Genomic DNA, 14,040 nt, shown 5'->3' with positions numbered 1-14,040 from the left:
TTTAATTGATTGCACACAAAATTCCATAGCAAAAAGGTCGGCTACGCAGTGCTAAATCGCTTTATTGATTTAACCAATGCTTAAAATGCGATAGATTGAACGTAGGCAAAACAGCATCGCTCAAAACAATTTTTCAGGACGACAGGCTTATGTATGGTTTATAATTGTAGACCAAATTTAGGTTATTTAAAACGAAATAATCAAATAAAATTTACATAAATAACTGATTAATAGTATTTTATGTTAATTTTGATACGCTTGAAACGCAGGTGTAAGAATGGGAAAATACGCCTTTAAATGCTTTGGCAAAGGATTTATAAAGTGAAGGATTTTTTTGTGATACGCTTGTATCGCAGTTAATTTAAAAGAAAATAACCGGGGGTATATCTGGATAGGGTAATAGGTTTATCAGCAAGATGCAAAATTAAACGCTCTTCGTTTCCTATATACAACTCAATCTGCCGAATTATCAATAACCAATTTACTCCACCCCTTCGATCCCGCGTTCTTGATCTCCTTTTTACGGGCCTCCATCGCCTTTTTAATGCGCGTACTATACGCCCAGCAGGTGCTTTGGCGGATAGACAGGATCTCGGATAGTTTATGTGACGAGATTTTGCCCTTGGTGGAGTACATCAAAAAGATCATGTAAAAGGCCTTATTGATGGGGATGCGGGTGTTTTGTAAAATGGTATAAGCTATTACCGATTCTTCGTATCCGCATTTAGAGCAACGGCGGCTGTAAGGCAAATGCCCGCCGCCATAGTGCGCCCCGGTGCATTTGCGGCAGGCGTAAGCGTTCTCCCATTTAAGGTCAGACAGGAATTTAAAACAGGTTTCCCTATCGGGATAGATCTTGCTGAACTCGTCAAAATCCACCTCGGCCGACATTACACGGTCGTGTGTTACTTTTTCAATATTGTTGTGGAGGGTAACGTTATCTTTTTCAAGCAGTACATTCATGCGCGAAATCTCCTCGGCCTGTTGCTGCAGCAGGTCGTTAACAGATCGCAGCTCCTCGTTCTGCTCAGCTATCATGGATGATTTTTCAACCAGCTCTTTGGTGCGTTGCTGCACCTGCACTTCCAGGCGTTTATTTAGAACGTCTTTTAATTCCTCATTCTGCTTCATTTGTTTAATGATGGCCTGCTGGGCATCATCTTTCTCCTTTTTCAGTATCCTTACCTTATCGCCAATGGCGAAAGAGATAAACAGCATCTCGGTAATAAAGCAAACACTCAGGCTGTAGTAGGCCAATTCGGTAACCGGCAGCACCCACCAGTTTAAAGCAATGCAGCTTTTTATAATAAAGCCTGTAAGCAGGAATGAGTATCCAATTACAAAAAAACGCGCGGGTTTGTACCCGGTGGCCCAGGTATAGCAACCGGCATAAAAAGCCAGCAGCAGGGGGATAAACTCGATAATTTTATAGTTGAACCAGCTTTTGTTTATGGTAATACAAGCCAGGAAGAACAGGCAGCGCAGGGCAATTACCAGGCTGGTGGCCTTGTATAAGCGGGGCGCGTTTACCTTTAAATTGAGCAGGCTCTGGGTAAACAGCACCGCGAAAATACTGGCGGCAAACAAAGCTATGCCGTAGGCGTACTGGTTCCAGCCCGGGTTGTTTGGCCAAATGTATTGGTAAGCAATGCCATCGGCACACATTTCGTAAAGCCCTATGCTGATGTTATAAGCTATGTAATACAGGTATTGCACCTTGCGCATGGCTATAAACATCATGAAGTTGTACAGACCGAAAACCAATATCATCCCATAAAAAACACCAAAAAAGAAATATTCATCCAGCGCGTAACTAATGAACCAGCTCACGGTACGCAACACCATGATCACGTTTACGGAATGGTGCGACCTGATGCGGATATAATAAACAGCATCCTCATTTTGGGGGTTATTTAAATTAAGACTGAAATTTTTATGGTGATAAAACCGGGCCGCAAACGGACGGCTGCTGCCTAAGAATGTGGCACTGTATTTATTTTGAGCATTGGGCGAATAAACGGTAATGCTATCTATCGTTTGGTCGAAAAACTCCAGCAGCCAGTCGTTTTGGGTATAAGGATTACCCTTTATTTTTATGCGGTACCAATAGGCCGAATTAACATTCCTGGTAACCGGGGTGGGCTCTTTATTTACCAGGAAAAGCCTGTTAAATTCGGCGATGCTGGCCTCGTTAAATTTAAGCCGCCCCGTAGTATCTTCAAAGCAATAAACCTGTTTATACTCAAATATTTGCTGCTTAACCTTGTCATTTAATAGTACTGCAGTTTGTGCTGATATATGATTTATAAAGAAAAAAAGTAACAGGAAGACCGGGGTAAAGTATCTCGATAAAAGTTTATACATGCGCAGATATCGGGGTAATTATCTTTCGTACCCGCAGTTTGGTTTTGCGGGCACGAAAGCAGGTTAGTTTGGTTAGCGTCAGGCCGGATACAATGATAATATATTTATTTTTATAATCCTATTAAAGGTATATAATACAGTTATTTAATGTGATTTTTAGGCCAATTTTGCACACTTTTTGTTCATCTTTTATACACTTTTTATAAAGTAGTCCAACTTATCAAACATAAATAATAAAGCGCCTGCATTGAGTATAGGGGCTGCCGGCTTTAAAGCCGGATGATAGAATACAAACGCAATTATATTACCGTTAGTTTAAGTATAAATACCGTCGGACTTACAGGTAATTATTATAAATTAATTACCACGTAACAAGTATATATTTGTAGTGCTTTAGCATTAAATAATTGTTTTATCTGAAATTGATGCCGGCCTAATAAACAGCTACAAAACCAATGAAACGCAAACAACATATTTACCACCCATTTAAAAAAATAGTCTTTTTTATTGCCTTGTGCATTATAGCGAATTTGCCCGCATATGCCCAAAATGTACGGGTGGCGACGGCTGCTAACCTGCAGTCGGTTATAGAGGTATTGCAAAAAGATTTTAAGAAAAAAACCGGGATAGTTATTGAACCGATCATCGGTTCATCGGGCAAGCTGGTGGCACAGATCAGTAACGGAGCTCCCTTTGATGTATTTTTATCTGCCGATATGAGCTTCCCCGAAACCCTGTTTAAAGGCGGCTTTGCCACAAAAAAGCCGGTTATTTACGCAAAGGGCAGCCTCATCATCTGTAGTTCGCAAAATATAGGTTTCGAGAACTGGGAGCGTCTTTTACTTACTCACCGCACAAAAAAAATAGCTATTGCTAATCCTGCAATTGCCCCTTATGGTAAAGCTGCCGAAGAGGTATTAAAACGAAAGGGCGTTTTAGATGATGTAAAATCCAAAATTGTTTATGGCGAAAGCATATCGCAGGTAAATACCTACATTACAACCGGGGTGGCTGATGTTGGCTTTACCACACAATCGCTTATAAAAGATACGGAGCATAAAACCGCTTTGTATTATAAGGTCATCAACCCTAAAGATTACGCGCCAATATTACAGGGGATGGTGATATTAAAACATGGCGCAGGTAACCCTGGCGCCGAAAAGTTTTACCGGTATATATTGAGCCCGGCAGCTAAAAGTATTTTTGCAAGCTATGGTTACCGTGTACAATAACCCCTATTTTTGTTGATGGACCTTTCACCAATATGGCTTACTTTAAAATTAGCCGGCATTACAACAGTTTTGCTGCTGGTTATTGGCGTGCCGTTTGCCTGGTGGCTTTCGCGGGGAAGATCATTTTTTAAGATTATTGTTGAAGCTGTAATTACCATGCCCCTGGTGCTGCCGCCATCGGTATTGGGGTTTTATTTGCTGTTGGCTTTTAGTCCGCGGCACGGCCTGGGTAAATGGTTGCATGATAGCTTCGATGTGCAGTTTGTATTCTCGTTCCAGGGATTGGTACTGGCATCGGTAATTTACAGTATGCCTTTTATGGTTGGCCCGGTGAAATCGGCTTTACAGCAATTGCCTGCTGCTTTGGCCGAAGCATCATATACCTTGGGGAAAACCCGATGGCAAACATTTAAAAGCGTTTTACTGCCCAATATTAAGCCATCATTGTTAACAGCGGTGGTGCTCACTTTTGCCCATACCCTTGGCGAGTTTGGGGTGGTACTGATGATAGGCGGCAACATACCGGGCGTAACCCGCGTGGCTTCAATCGCTGTTTATGATTCTGTTGAGAAAATGGATTACGCAGCAGCTAATAATTATTCGCTTATTTTGTTTTCCATTACGTTTGTGCTGGTGATAGCTGTTTTTGTGTTTAATAAATATCAAGCCAAAAGCCCCTTAGGATGATCAGGCTAACTATCGAAAAAAAACTAAAAGCCTACCATGGGCAGCAGGTATTGCGGATTGATAAACAATTTGCTACCGGCAGTATCACCAAAATATATGGGCCATCCGGTTCGGGTAAAACCACGTTTCTGAAAGTTATTGCAGGGTTGACAAACCCGGAAAAAGGAATAATTATTGCCGACGGCATTACCTGGTTTGATGCTGCGGCAAAGGTTAATTTACCCACGCAAAAAAGAAATGTAGGCTTCGTTTTCCAGCAATATGCCCTGTTCCCCAACATGACGGTGAGGCAGCACCTGGAATACGCCACCGCCGATGAGTCATGGATAAAACGATTGCTGTTATTAGGCAAGCTGGATAATTTAGAAACACATAAGCCAGAGTATCTATCGGGAGGTCAACAACAACGCTTAGCCATCCTGAGAGCCCTGGCCACGAGGCCAAAACTGCTTTTAATGGATGAGCCTTTCTCTGCCCTCGACCCTAAAATGAAAACAGAACTGGTAGCCGGATTAAAAATAATTTTGCAGGAGCTGGGCTCAACAACCCTCATTGTAAGCCATAACCCGCAGGAACTGGATGGCTGGGTTAATGAGGAAATGGTTTTTGAGTAGATACTATACTTCCCCTGCGGGTTTCAAAACCCTATACTCCTTATACCAGTCAATGTAACCCATGATGGCTAAAACCAGGAAAATAATATACAATATGGCGGTTACATACAGGCTTTTGTAAATGTACAGCGGCACATAGCAAATATCAACAAATATCCAAAGCGCCCAGTTTTGCAATATCTTCCTGGTCATCAGCAACTGGGCCATAAAACTTACCGCTGTGCAAAACCCATCAATATAAGGCACTTTTGAAGATGTATATTTTTGCAGGAATAAGCCTAACAGCCCCGATAAGATTAGGGTGGCCAGTATAGTGCATACATACTCTTTGGTATTAAGGCTGATAACCGGCTTTTCCTTTCGCTCTTTTTTGCGGAGCCAGTAGTACCAGCCGTATATGCCTGTTCCCAGGAAATAAATCTGCAGGCCCGCGTCGCCAAATAATGCGCTTTCATAAAAAACCACCATGTAGGCAGTTACACTTATGATGCCCATTAGCCAGTTCCAGATGTTTTGTTTGGCGGCCAGGTAAACGCAGGCAATACCCGTTAGTGCCCCCAACCACTCCAGGTAGCCGGTTTGCTTAATTTCCTGGATAATGTGGCGGCCTATTGAGATGGGATCCATTTACATCAAATATATAAAAGGAAGGGGCAAACGCGTTAAAACCTATTTAATTAGTCTGTCAGGATATCTCCGATAGAGCTATATCCGGTTTGAGGGCTTACAACGTCAGCGTAACCTTCCCTATAGTCCTTCCGCTTTCCAGGTGCAAATGTGCATCGGCCATTTGATCAAAAGGGAAGGTTTTTGATACATGCGATCTGATAAAGCCTTTTTCTAGTAAGCCGGCAATAATCTGCATGTCTTTATCACGCGGTTGTACCCTCATTGTATAGCCATTAGCACCAGCCGCTCGCGCTTTTTCGGTTACACCTTCGTTTAATCCGGATGGGATACTGATTATGGTACCGCCTTTTTCGATTATAGTTAATGAGCGGTCAATATATTCGCCTCCGATGGCATCTAATACAAAATCGATGTTCTTTACCGCGTTTTCAAATGGCTGCGCCTTGTAATCGATGTGTTCATCGGCCCCTAAGGATAAAACAAAATCTCTGTTGGCAAGGGACGAAGTACCTATCACGTATGCACCAAGGTGTTTAGCCATCTGCACGGCATAATGGCCTACCCCACCTGCCGCCGCGTGGATTAATACCCTGCTGCCCGCTTTTATACTGCCGTGTGTTGTTAAAGCCTGCCAGGCGGTGAGTGCGGCAAGGGAGGCAGCTGCAGCTTCGTCATGACTGATATTTGCCGGCTTTAATGCCAGTTCATCAGCTTTCGCTGTTACGTATTCGGCATAGGCTTTACCTAATTTAGGAAAGGCTAACATGGCAAACACTTCATCCCCTGGTTTGAAATTAGTCACGTCGGCGCCAACTTCGGTAATAACGCCCGAAATATCCCAGCCTAAAATGGCGGGCATTTGATCTTTTATTAATCCGGCCACGCCTTTGCCCGAACGGGTTTTTACATCAACCGGGTTAATGCTTATAGATTTTAACCGGATCAGTACCTCATCAGCCTGAATTGACGGGATGGGTATGTTTGTGGCTTTCAAATTTTCAACGCTGCCAAAATCTTTTAAAATTATTGCTTTCATTATCTTTCTTTAATTTGATAGGTCAAAGTTATACCGTAAAATGAAATTAAATTGGTATAATATTTCTATAATTTGGTATTTTCGTACTATGATAAAGGAAAATTTATATGAACCTTTTTCTATTGCCTACAAAACAATAGATGCATGCCCCAAGCTTGCACATCAGCATAGCTTTTTTGAATTGATCTATATTATCTCTGGTACTGGTAAACAGTGCATCAATAAAAATAGTTTCAGTTATCACGCCGGGCACATGTTCCTGATAACACCAGAGGATTGCCATTCACTTGATATTGAAACCACTACCAAACTTTTCTTTTTGCGGTTTAACGATATCTATTTAAAAAACAATGGCATATTAACAGAAAACGTTCAACGGCTGGAGTATATATTGCATAATGCCAATCACCAGCCGGGCTGTATTCTTAAAAATCAGCCGGATAAACGTTTGGTTGGCCCGATGGTGGAGGCCATTATTGGCGAGTACGAGAATAAGGATATTTACAATAAGGAACTGATACAACAATTAGTAAACACACTGATTATAGTTGTTGCCCGTAATATTGCCCGCTACCTTCCCGAACAGGTGAATATGGGTACCGAAGAAAAGGCGATGGATATTTTGCAATACATTCAAAGCAACATTTATTATCCCGAAAAACTGAAAGCAGGGGTGATCAGCAGTAACTTCAGTATTTCGGAGGCCTATATGGGGCGGTATTTTAAAAAGCATGCCAGCGAAACGCTGCAGCAATATATTACCAATTATAAAACCAAACTAATAGAGCACCGCCTGCAATTCAGCGATAAGCGCCTTAATGAAATTGCCGGCGAGTTTGGCTTTACCGACGAAAGCCATTTTAATAAGTTTTTTCGGAAGCAAAAGGGTAACAGCCCAAAGGAATATCGTAAATCGGTACAGCTGGCCCGCGCATTATAGTGCCTGTGTAACAGTTACATGTAGTAAGCGTCTTAATACAAATTTCTGATTACATTAGCTGATATGATCTTAAAAACGTGCTGCCTCCTTGCGTTGTTATTTGTTTGTTCGGGCGTTTACAGTCAATCGGCAAATAACGATAGTCATAGCTCTTGTCTTCAAACAAAAAACGCCCTGCCAGGATCATCCGGTAGGGCGTTTTTAAATATCACGCGGGGAATTATTTTTTCTCCGGCATCAGTATTAATTTTATAAGGTTTTTACCGCTAAGGTATTTGTTGGCACTTTCCCTGGTGCTTTGAACGGTTATCTGTTCAAGATTACCTACATGTTTCAGGATCTCATCGGGGTTTTCACCATTTTGTAGTGATGAAGCCAGGTATCCTGCCCAAAAAATATTTTCCTTCATTTGTTCGCGGGTTGTACGGGCTTCCTCAGCAACAAATTTCTGGATATCTGTTGGCTGGGCGCCGTTTAATTTAAGCTTGGCTATCTCATCCAATGTAGATGCTATCATTTTGTCCACATTCTCGGGCGCGCATCCAAAATAAACGGTGATGGTATATCTGCCGCTTGGAATTTTATGATAACCAGCCCTTACACCAGGTGCGTAAACGCCGCTTTCCTGTTCGCGTAAACGCTCAATCAGTTTAATATTCAGCACCTCTTCAAGCGCATCCATCTGGAGGTTATTAGCTTCGTTGTATTCATAATCTCCGCTGAAAACCAATTGAACGCTGCTTTTTTCTGCCACCCCTTTATTTACTATCTTGGTGATCTCGCCTGCCGGCGGCTGAATTTTAAGGTTCTTATAAGTTTCTTTACTATTGGTTGATGGCAGGCCTCCTAAATAATGCTCCAGGTAAGGTTTTACAGTTTCTATATCAAAATTACCTACCAATGTAAAAGTAAAGTTACTGGCATCGGCAAACCTGCTTTTGTAAAAAGCGTATGCTTTATCAAGCGAAGCGGTATTTAATCTTTCGGCTTTGGTTACCATTCCCCTAAAATTATAGTTGCTTAAAACGGCCGATATAGTATCCTGGAATACGCTCGGTGGATCAAGCCCCCTATTGGCCAGCACCGATTTAGTTTGGGAGATTGTTGATTGCCAGATATCATTATCCTTACGTGGCTGCGTAAAATACAGGTAGATGAGTTGCAAGGCGGTTTCAAAATCGGCGGGTGATGAACGGCCAGTTATTCCCTGGGCAAACTCGCTGATGTAAGGAGTAATGCTTACATTTTTACCGGCGAGCTTTTTATCAAGCATACCCTGGTTAAACTGTGCAACACCGCTGCTGCTTATGATAGACGACGCCAAATTGGCCGATGTGAAATCATCATCGCTTGCCAGTGATGAACCACCAAAGGCGTAGCCATTTATCAGGATCTGATCGTTTTTGTACTCTGTTGGTTTCAGTACTACCTTAAGGCCATTACCCAATGTGAGGGTAGTGGTACCAATAGCCGAATCTGGCACTGCAGAAGTAACTTTAGTACCTTCGGGTAATTTGCTTAACAATGGGTCTGATGATACATTGTCAACATAAGCCGTAACGTTTTGGCCCGCGCTGCTTATCCATTGCAGTAAAGTGCTTTCGGATGGTAAAGCGGCTTTGTCCTTTTCGGGTCCTTCAACAATTACCACCCTGTTTTGATCGCCAATGAATTTGCCGGCCAGGGCATTCATTTCGGACAAGGTTATTTTACCAATGTTGTTTACATAAAAATTGTATTCGTAGTCAATACCCGGTATAGCTTCGCCCTCTAAAAAGTGCTGCTGGTATTCGCGTACAAAATTTACCGATCTTGTTTTATCCCTTTCTTTATAGGCATTGCCCATTTGCACAAGAGCGTCTTGCTTGGCGCGCTCCAGTTCGGTAAGTGTAAACCCAAATTTACGGGCTCTTTCAGTTTCGGCTACTACAGCTTTAATTGCACCTTCCAGCTCACCTGGTTTTGCTACCGCGATGGAGGTAAATGCATCCTGTTCGCCTAAAAAGCCACCATAGCTCGACCGGCCAAATAAAAACGGCGGATTTGGTTTTTGCAGCAATTCGCCTAAGCGCGAATTTAGCATTTGGTTAAACAGCTGTACCCTAACGCTCTGCATGTAGTCGTTAGTGTTTTTAATAGTTGTGCCCGGATGTTTTACAACAATTTGGGCAAGAGTGTAAGGAAACTCCTTATCTGTAGCTATTTTAACAGCGGTACCTGGTGTGGCAGGCACGGTATATTTTACACGTGGTTTTTCGGCAGCAGGATTTTGCAATCCCGAAAAATTTTGTTTTATCAGCGCCTCTACCTGTTTAGGATCAAAATCGCCAACGGCAATTACCGCCTGCAGATCCGGGCGATACCAGTCATGGTAAAAGCTTTTGATGGTTTCGGGCTTAAAGTTTTTAAGGATAGCTTCCTTGCCTATTGGCAGGCGTAAAGCATAACGCGAGTTATTGAGCAGTACCGGCAGTACCTGCTGTTGTAAACGTTCCTGTGCATTTTTTCCGCGTAAGCGTTCTTCCTCTAAAACAACACCACGCTCTTTATCTATCTCGGTAGGGTCAAAGCTCACATAGCCCGCCCAGTTGGCCAGTATTTTGAAGCCATTGTTAAAAATCGCTGCGGTGTCGGTTGGTATTGGTAACTGGTAAACCGTTTCGTTAAATGAAGTATAGGCATTTAAATCGGCGCCAAATTTTACACCCGATTTTTGCAGGTAATCAACCATCTGATTTTTAGGAAAATCGCGGGTGCCATTAAAGGCCATATGCTCGGTAAAATGCGCAAGGCCCTGCTGGTCGTCAGTCTCTAAAACCGATCCTACTTTATTTACCAGGTAAAGTTCGGCTTTGTTTTTGGGTTCGACATTTTGCCTGATGTAATAGGTTAATCCATTGGGCAATTTGCCAATGATAACCTGTTTATCAATGGGTAATACATCGCCTTTTACAAGCAGTTGCGCTGCAACGGGTTTGCTTTTTGGCGATGGGGCCGGCCTTTTTTTTACTTGTGCAAAGGCGCTTCCTGTGGCTATAAGCAAAGTTAAAGCTGCAACAGAAAGCTGTTTGTTTAAATTCATGATATTAATTAGGAATATTTTTATGCTAAGATGCTAAACGAAACTATTAGTTACAAATTATTGGCTAACAAGGCCGTTTTTATTTTTTTGCCATTTCATCCTTCATCATTTGTTCAAGCTCTGCCTGGTGATCTGTAAATACCTTTTGACCCCACTCGCCGCCCTTTTGAAATAGTATGGCTTGCTTTTCGGTCATTTTTATACCTGCAGGTGAAGAAAGAAAATCTGCTATCTGGGTTAGGTCAGCCTCTGAGTACTCCTGGGCATAAATTGGAATGAATGCTTTTTTTACATCCTCAAAGGTTACATACTTGTTGATGAATTTATTCATCGCGTTTTTGAATGCGGTCCTTTTATCGATGGGTAATCGCTGGGCTTGAGTCTCTATAAGCGTGCCGAACATTTTTTGCAGGTTGGTCTCTATTCCTGATGCAACAAGCATCCGTTCTGCTGCTTTAAGGTGCGATGGCGTAAAGGTGGTAGTTTGCGCTTTTACTCCTGTAATACTAAATAATAGTGCCCCGGTTAAGGTGATTAGGGTCAGTTTAAATTTCATATATTATATTTTGATAAATATTTTTCTAATATACAATATCCACATCACCAGCCATAATATAATAACCGTAAATATTGCGCTGGCCAGTGACGCGTTTATGGGAGAGAAATATGGAGCAAAAAAGGTTTGATAAATTGACGATCCCCCGATTTTTATCATCCCCATATAATGCGGGATAAAGCCGGATAATACGTAAGCCGTAATGGCATTTGTGCCAAAAACCACAAACGGGTAGGTGAATTTTTTATGCCCGTGCACATCAATAAGCCAATAGCTAAGGGCCAGCCCAATGGTAGCCAGGCCGCCGGTATAAAGCACGAATGAGCTTGTCCAAAGCGCTTTATTGATGGGGAAAAACAGATCCCATATTAAGCCTGCGATAACTGCTATTACACCATAAGTAAACATCCAGCTTACTTTTACACTCTCGTCGCGGTCTTTATGTTTTAACCACGAACCTACGCGTATACCGAACAGGCCGGTAGCCACGGCGGGTAAGGTTCCCAGCAAACCTTCGGGGTCCCAGGTGTGCGATTCGCGCCAGAGGTGATTGGTAGTAAATACCAATCGGTCTACCCAGGCGCCCATATTGGTTTCTGGCTCCAGGTTAGCATAGCCTACTCCCGGTACAGGGATAAAGGTCATGATGATAAAGTAACCGATAAGCGCACCGGCAAAAATCCAGTCACGGGTTTTTTGTGATGTTTTTAAATATAGGATGGTGCAGATGAAATAAACCAGGGCGATGCGCGGCAGTACACCCGGCAAGCGCAGATGAGCTAAACCACCATCGGGATGAAAAATCAACTGGGTGATCCAGGGAATGGCGATCAGTATAGCAGTACGACGCAGCGCGGTTAATATTAACTTGCCGTGGGGCATAACAGCCTTTTTGCTCTCCATGGCGTAAACCACTGACACCCCAACCATAAAAAGGAAAAAAGGAAATACCAGGTCGGTAGGTGTGCAGCCATTCCATTTGGAGTGCTCTAAGGGTGCATAGATATGGCCCCAATCGCCGGGGTCATTAACTAAGATCATGGCAGCTATTGTGGCGCCGCGAAAGACGTCTAAAGAGAGAAGCCTTACGGGCTTTTCGGTAGTAATTGTTGCACTCATTCGTCTGCAATTGTTATTTTATAAATATAGCGATGAGTTTTTAAACCCATCGCTATGATTCACTAATATTACACAGGCTATTGCCTGTGTCGCTCACGGTAATTTTTCCTGCGGATAAAAAGTCCATTGCCTTCTGTTGCGTTTTGTATGTTTATGACAATTCGTAATTTCCTGATTGTTAGATAGATGCGATTTTTTACTGTTTCACCTGTTGCGAACGCAACAGTTTTGGATATTTAAAAATGGATACACACAGTATCTCCCGGAGAAAATCTTTCGAACACTCCAGGTTTCAAACTCATTGCTACAGTAAAATTAAAATATATAACGCTTAAACGCTTCCATGGCCTCATACTCCGCCATGCCTAAGCGGTCATAACGTTTCGCGGTGTCGCGGGTACGGTCTTCGGCCCTTACCCAGAACTCCCTTGCGTCATCCCCCGGGAACACCGGGCGATCCTTTTGAGACTGGTGCTTGAAGATGGCGTTCCGCTTGCGGATCACTTCCTCAGGAGAAAGTGGCACCGACATTTCAATCTCGTAAGTTTCAAACTCGTGCCATGCGCCGCGGTACATCCACAGCCAGCAATCCTTCACCCATTCCTCGGTAGCTTTCAGGCGGTTTAGGGCAGCCAGGATAATGTTGAAACAAACCAGGTGCGTACCGTTGGGGTCAGCAAAATCGCCGGCCGCAAAAATCTGGTGCGGCTTTATTTGCTGCAGCAGTTCCATGGTTAACAGAATGTCTTCCTCGCCCACCGTGTTCTTCTTGGTTTTGCCCGTTTCATAAAAAGGCAAAGCCATAAAGTGGATATGGTCATCAGGCAAACCCGCGTAACGGGCACCCGAGATGGCTTCTGTTTTGCGGATAAAACCTTTCACATTGCGGATCTCGCGGGTATCAATCTGGTTGGGTTGCTTCTGCGGGAAAAAGGCACGCATCTCCTGATATAAGGAGCTCAGGTGACCGCTATCCTCGCCGATGCTGTTGGTAAAATCAATAGCAAACTCCATGTAACGCAACACATCATCATCCCAAACAGCGGTATTGCCCGATGTCTGGTAAGCTACATGTACATCATGCCCCTGGTCAACCAGGCGGATAAAAGTACCGCCCATGGAAATCACATCATCATCCGGGTGCGGGGAGAAAATGATGGAACGTTTTTTGGCAGGCAAAGCCCTTTCCGGGCGCTGGGAGTCATCGGCATCCGGCTTGCCGCCCGGCCAGCCGGTAATGGTATGCTGAATCTGGTTAAAAATATCAATGTTGATGTTGTAAACCGGTCCCTGCTCTACCGCTAACTGGGCCATACCATGGTTATTATAATCCTCTTCGGTGAGTTTCAATACCGGTTTGCCGATGGTATCGGCCAGCCAGATCACCGCTTTTTTCTTCAATACTTTATCATCCCATGAACAATCTTTTACCAGCCAGGGGGTATCAAAACGGGTCAGTTCAGAAGCCGCGGCCGCATCCAGCACAAACTCCACATGCTGGGATAGCTGCAGGTAGGTAGCCGGTACCTCGCCCGAGATCTCACCCTCCACCGCTTTTTTAATAATAGGTGCCTTCTTGGCGCTCCAAGCCATCAGGATGATCTCGCGGGCTTTAAAAATGGTGCCAATACCCATGGTGATGGCTTTGGTAGGCACATTGGCCTTGCCGCCAAAATCACGGGAAGCATCATTACGGGTCAAATCATCCAAAGTAACCAGGCGGGTACCCGAGTTGGGTGCCGATCCCGGCTCGTTAAAGCCGATGTGACCCGATGTGACC

At 43.5% G+C, this 14,040-nt stretch carries 11 protein-coding genes; 4 read left to right on the top strand and 7 right to left on the bottom strand.

Going from position 1 to position 14,040, the window contains the following annotated elements; genetic code table 11:
- Window positions 1-453: 453 nt before the first annotated feature.
- On the bottom strand, window positions 454-2,364 hold the full coding sequence (locus AC1DO4_RS15670) for a 7TM diverse intracellular signaling domain-containing protein (protein ID WP_477417407.1): 1,911 nt from the start codon (window positions 2,362-2,364) through the stop codon (window positions 454-456).
- 455 nt (window positions 2,365-2,819) lie between these two features.
- On the opposite strand from AC1DO4_RS15670, the gene modA reads away from it, so the two are divergent.
- From modA to AC1DO4_RS15655, 3 genes are read left to right on the top strand one after another with little or no spacing between them, the layout of a single operon-like run.
- On the top strand, window positions 2,820-3,596 hold the full coding sequence (modA, locus tag AC1DO4_RS15665) for a molybdate ABC transporter substrate-binding protein (RefSeq protein WP_477417405.1): 777 nt from the start codon (window positions 2,820-2,822) through the stop codon (window positions 3,594-3,596).
- 15 nt (window positions 3,597-3,611) lie between these two features.
- On the top strand, window positions 3,612-4,283 hold the full coding sequence (gene modB, locus AC1DO4_RS15660; RefSeq protein ID WP_477417403.1) for a molybdate ABC transporter permease subunit: 672 nt from the start codon (window positions 3,612-3,614) through the stop codon (window positions 4,281-4,283).
- Entirely contained in the window at window positions 4,280-4,897 is a 618-nt protein-coding gene (locus AC1DO4_RS15655; protein WP_477417401.1) for an ATP-binding cassette domain-containing protein, read from the top strand. Before modB ends, AC1DO4_RS15655 begins: the two co-directional genes overlap by 4 nt.
- 3 nt (window positions 4,898-4,900) lie before the next feature.
- Here the strand turns inward: AC1DO4_RS15655 and pnuC are convergent, their stop codons facing one another.
- A complete protein-coding gene (gene pnuC / locus AC1DO4_RS15650) occupies window positions 4,901-5,524 on the bottom strand; it encodes a nicotinamide riboside transporter PnuC (protein WP_477417399.1) in 624 nt (207 codons plus the stop codon).
- 97 nt (window positions 5,525-5,621) lie between these two features.
- A complete protein-coding gene (locus AC1DO4_RS15645; RefSeq protein ID WP_477417397.1) occupies window positions 5,622-6,563 on the bottom strand; it encodes an NADP-dependent oxidoreductase in 942 nt (313 codons plus the stop codon).
- Window positions 6,564-6,651: 88 nt separating this feature from the next.
- Here AC1DO4_RS15645 and AC1DO4_RS15640 point away from each other — a divergent pair, with 88 nt between their 5' ends.
- The gene (locus tag AC1DO4_RS15640) at window positions 6,652-7,503 is read left to right on the top strand and encodes an AraC family transcriptional regulator (protein WP_477417395.1); all 852 of its coding nucleotides are present in this window, start codon (window positions 6,652-6,654) and stop codon (window positions 7,501-7,503) included.
- Between the two features lie 220 nt (window positions 7,504-7,723).
- Here AC1DO4_RS15640 and AC1DO4_RS15635 read toward each other — a convergent pair whose 3' ends face one another.
- The 4 genes from AC1DO4_RS15635 to AC1DO4_RS15620 all read right to left on the bottom strand — a co-directional run.
- Window positions 7,724-10,585 (bottom strand): M16 family metallopeptidase, encoded by a 2,862-nt coding sequence (locus AC1DO4_RS15635; RefSeq protein WP_477417393.1) that lies wholly within the window; start codon window positions 10,583-10,585, stop codon window positions 7,724-7,726.
- A gap of 79 nt (window positions 10,586-10,664) precedes the next feature.
- A complete protein-coding gene (locus AC1DO4_RS15630) occupies window positions 10,665-11,141 on the bottom strand; it encodes a DUF2059 domain-containing protein (RefSeq protein ID WP_477417391.1) in 477 nt (158 codons plus the stop codon).
- Between the two features lie 3 nt (window positions 11,142-11,144).
- Complete coding sequence (locus AC1DO4_RS15625; RefSeq protein WP_477417389.1) at window positions 11,145-12,260, bottom strand: acyltransferase family protein; 1,116 nt, start codon at window positions 12,258-12,260, stop codon at window positions 11,145-11,147.
- Window positions 12,261-12,575: 315 nt separating this feature from the next.
- Window positions 12,576-14,040 (bottom strand): PIG-L family deacetylase (locus AC1DO4_RS15620; RefSeq protein WP_477417387.1); only part of this gene is annotated, 1,465 nt, incomplete at its 5' end.

It is taken from the genome of Mucilaginibacter sp. P5_A6 (genome assembly GCF_056400585.1).
The sequence above is the reverse complement of the archived record's forward strand: the minus strand, read 5'-3'. Positions and strand labels throughout refer to the sequence as shown.

Excerpts from the sequence above, each read along its gene's own strand:
- AC1DO4_RS15670 (WP_477417407.1), bottom strand. The coding sequence starts at position 2,364 with ATGTATAAACTTTTATCGAGATACTTTACCCCGGTCTTCCTGTTACTT.
- modA (WP_477417405.1), top strand. The coding sequence starts at position 2,820 with ATGAAACGCAAACAACATATTTACCACCCATTTAAAAAAATAGTCTTT.
- modB (WP_477417403.1), top strand. The coding sequence starts at position 3,612 with ATGGACCTTTCACCAATATGGCTTACTTTAAAATTAGCCGGCATTACA.
- AC1DO4_RS15655 (WP_477417401.1), top strand. The coding sequence starts at position 4,280 with ATGATCAGGCTAACTATCGAAAAAAAACTAAAAGCCTACCATGGGCAG.
- pnuC (WP_477417399.1), bottom strand. The coding sequence starts at position 5,524 with ATGGATCCCATCTCAATAGGCCGCCACATTATCCAGGAAATTAAGCAA.
- AC1DO4_RS15645 (WP_477417397.1), bottom strand. The coding sequence starts at position 6,563 with ATGAAAGCAATAATTTTAAAAGATTTTGGCAGCGTTGAAAATTTGAAA.
- AC1DO4_RS15640 (WP_477417395.1), top strand. The coding sequence starts at position 6,652 with ATGATAAAGGAAAATTTATATGAACCTTTTTCTATTGCCTACAAAACA.
- AC1DO4_RS15635 (WP_477417393.1), bottom strand. The coding sequence starts at position 10,585 with ATGAATTTAAACAAACAGCTTTCTGTTGCAGCTTTAACTTTGCTTATA.
- AC1DO4_RS15630 (WP_477417391.1), bottom strand. The coding sequence starts at position 11,141 with ATGAAATTTAAACTGACCCTAATCACCTTAACCGGGGCACTATTATTT.
- AC1DO4_RS15625 (WP_477417389.1), bottom strand. The coding sequence starts at position 12,260 with ATGAGTGCAACAATTACTACCGAAAAGCCCGTAAGGCTTCTCTCTTTA.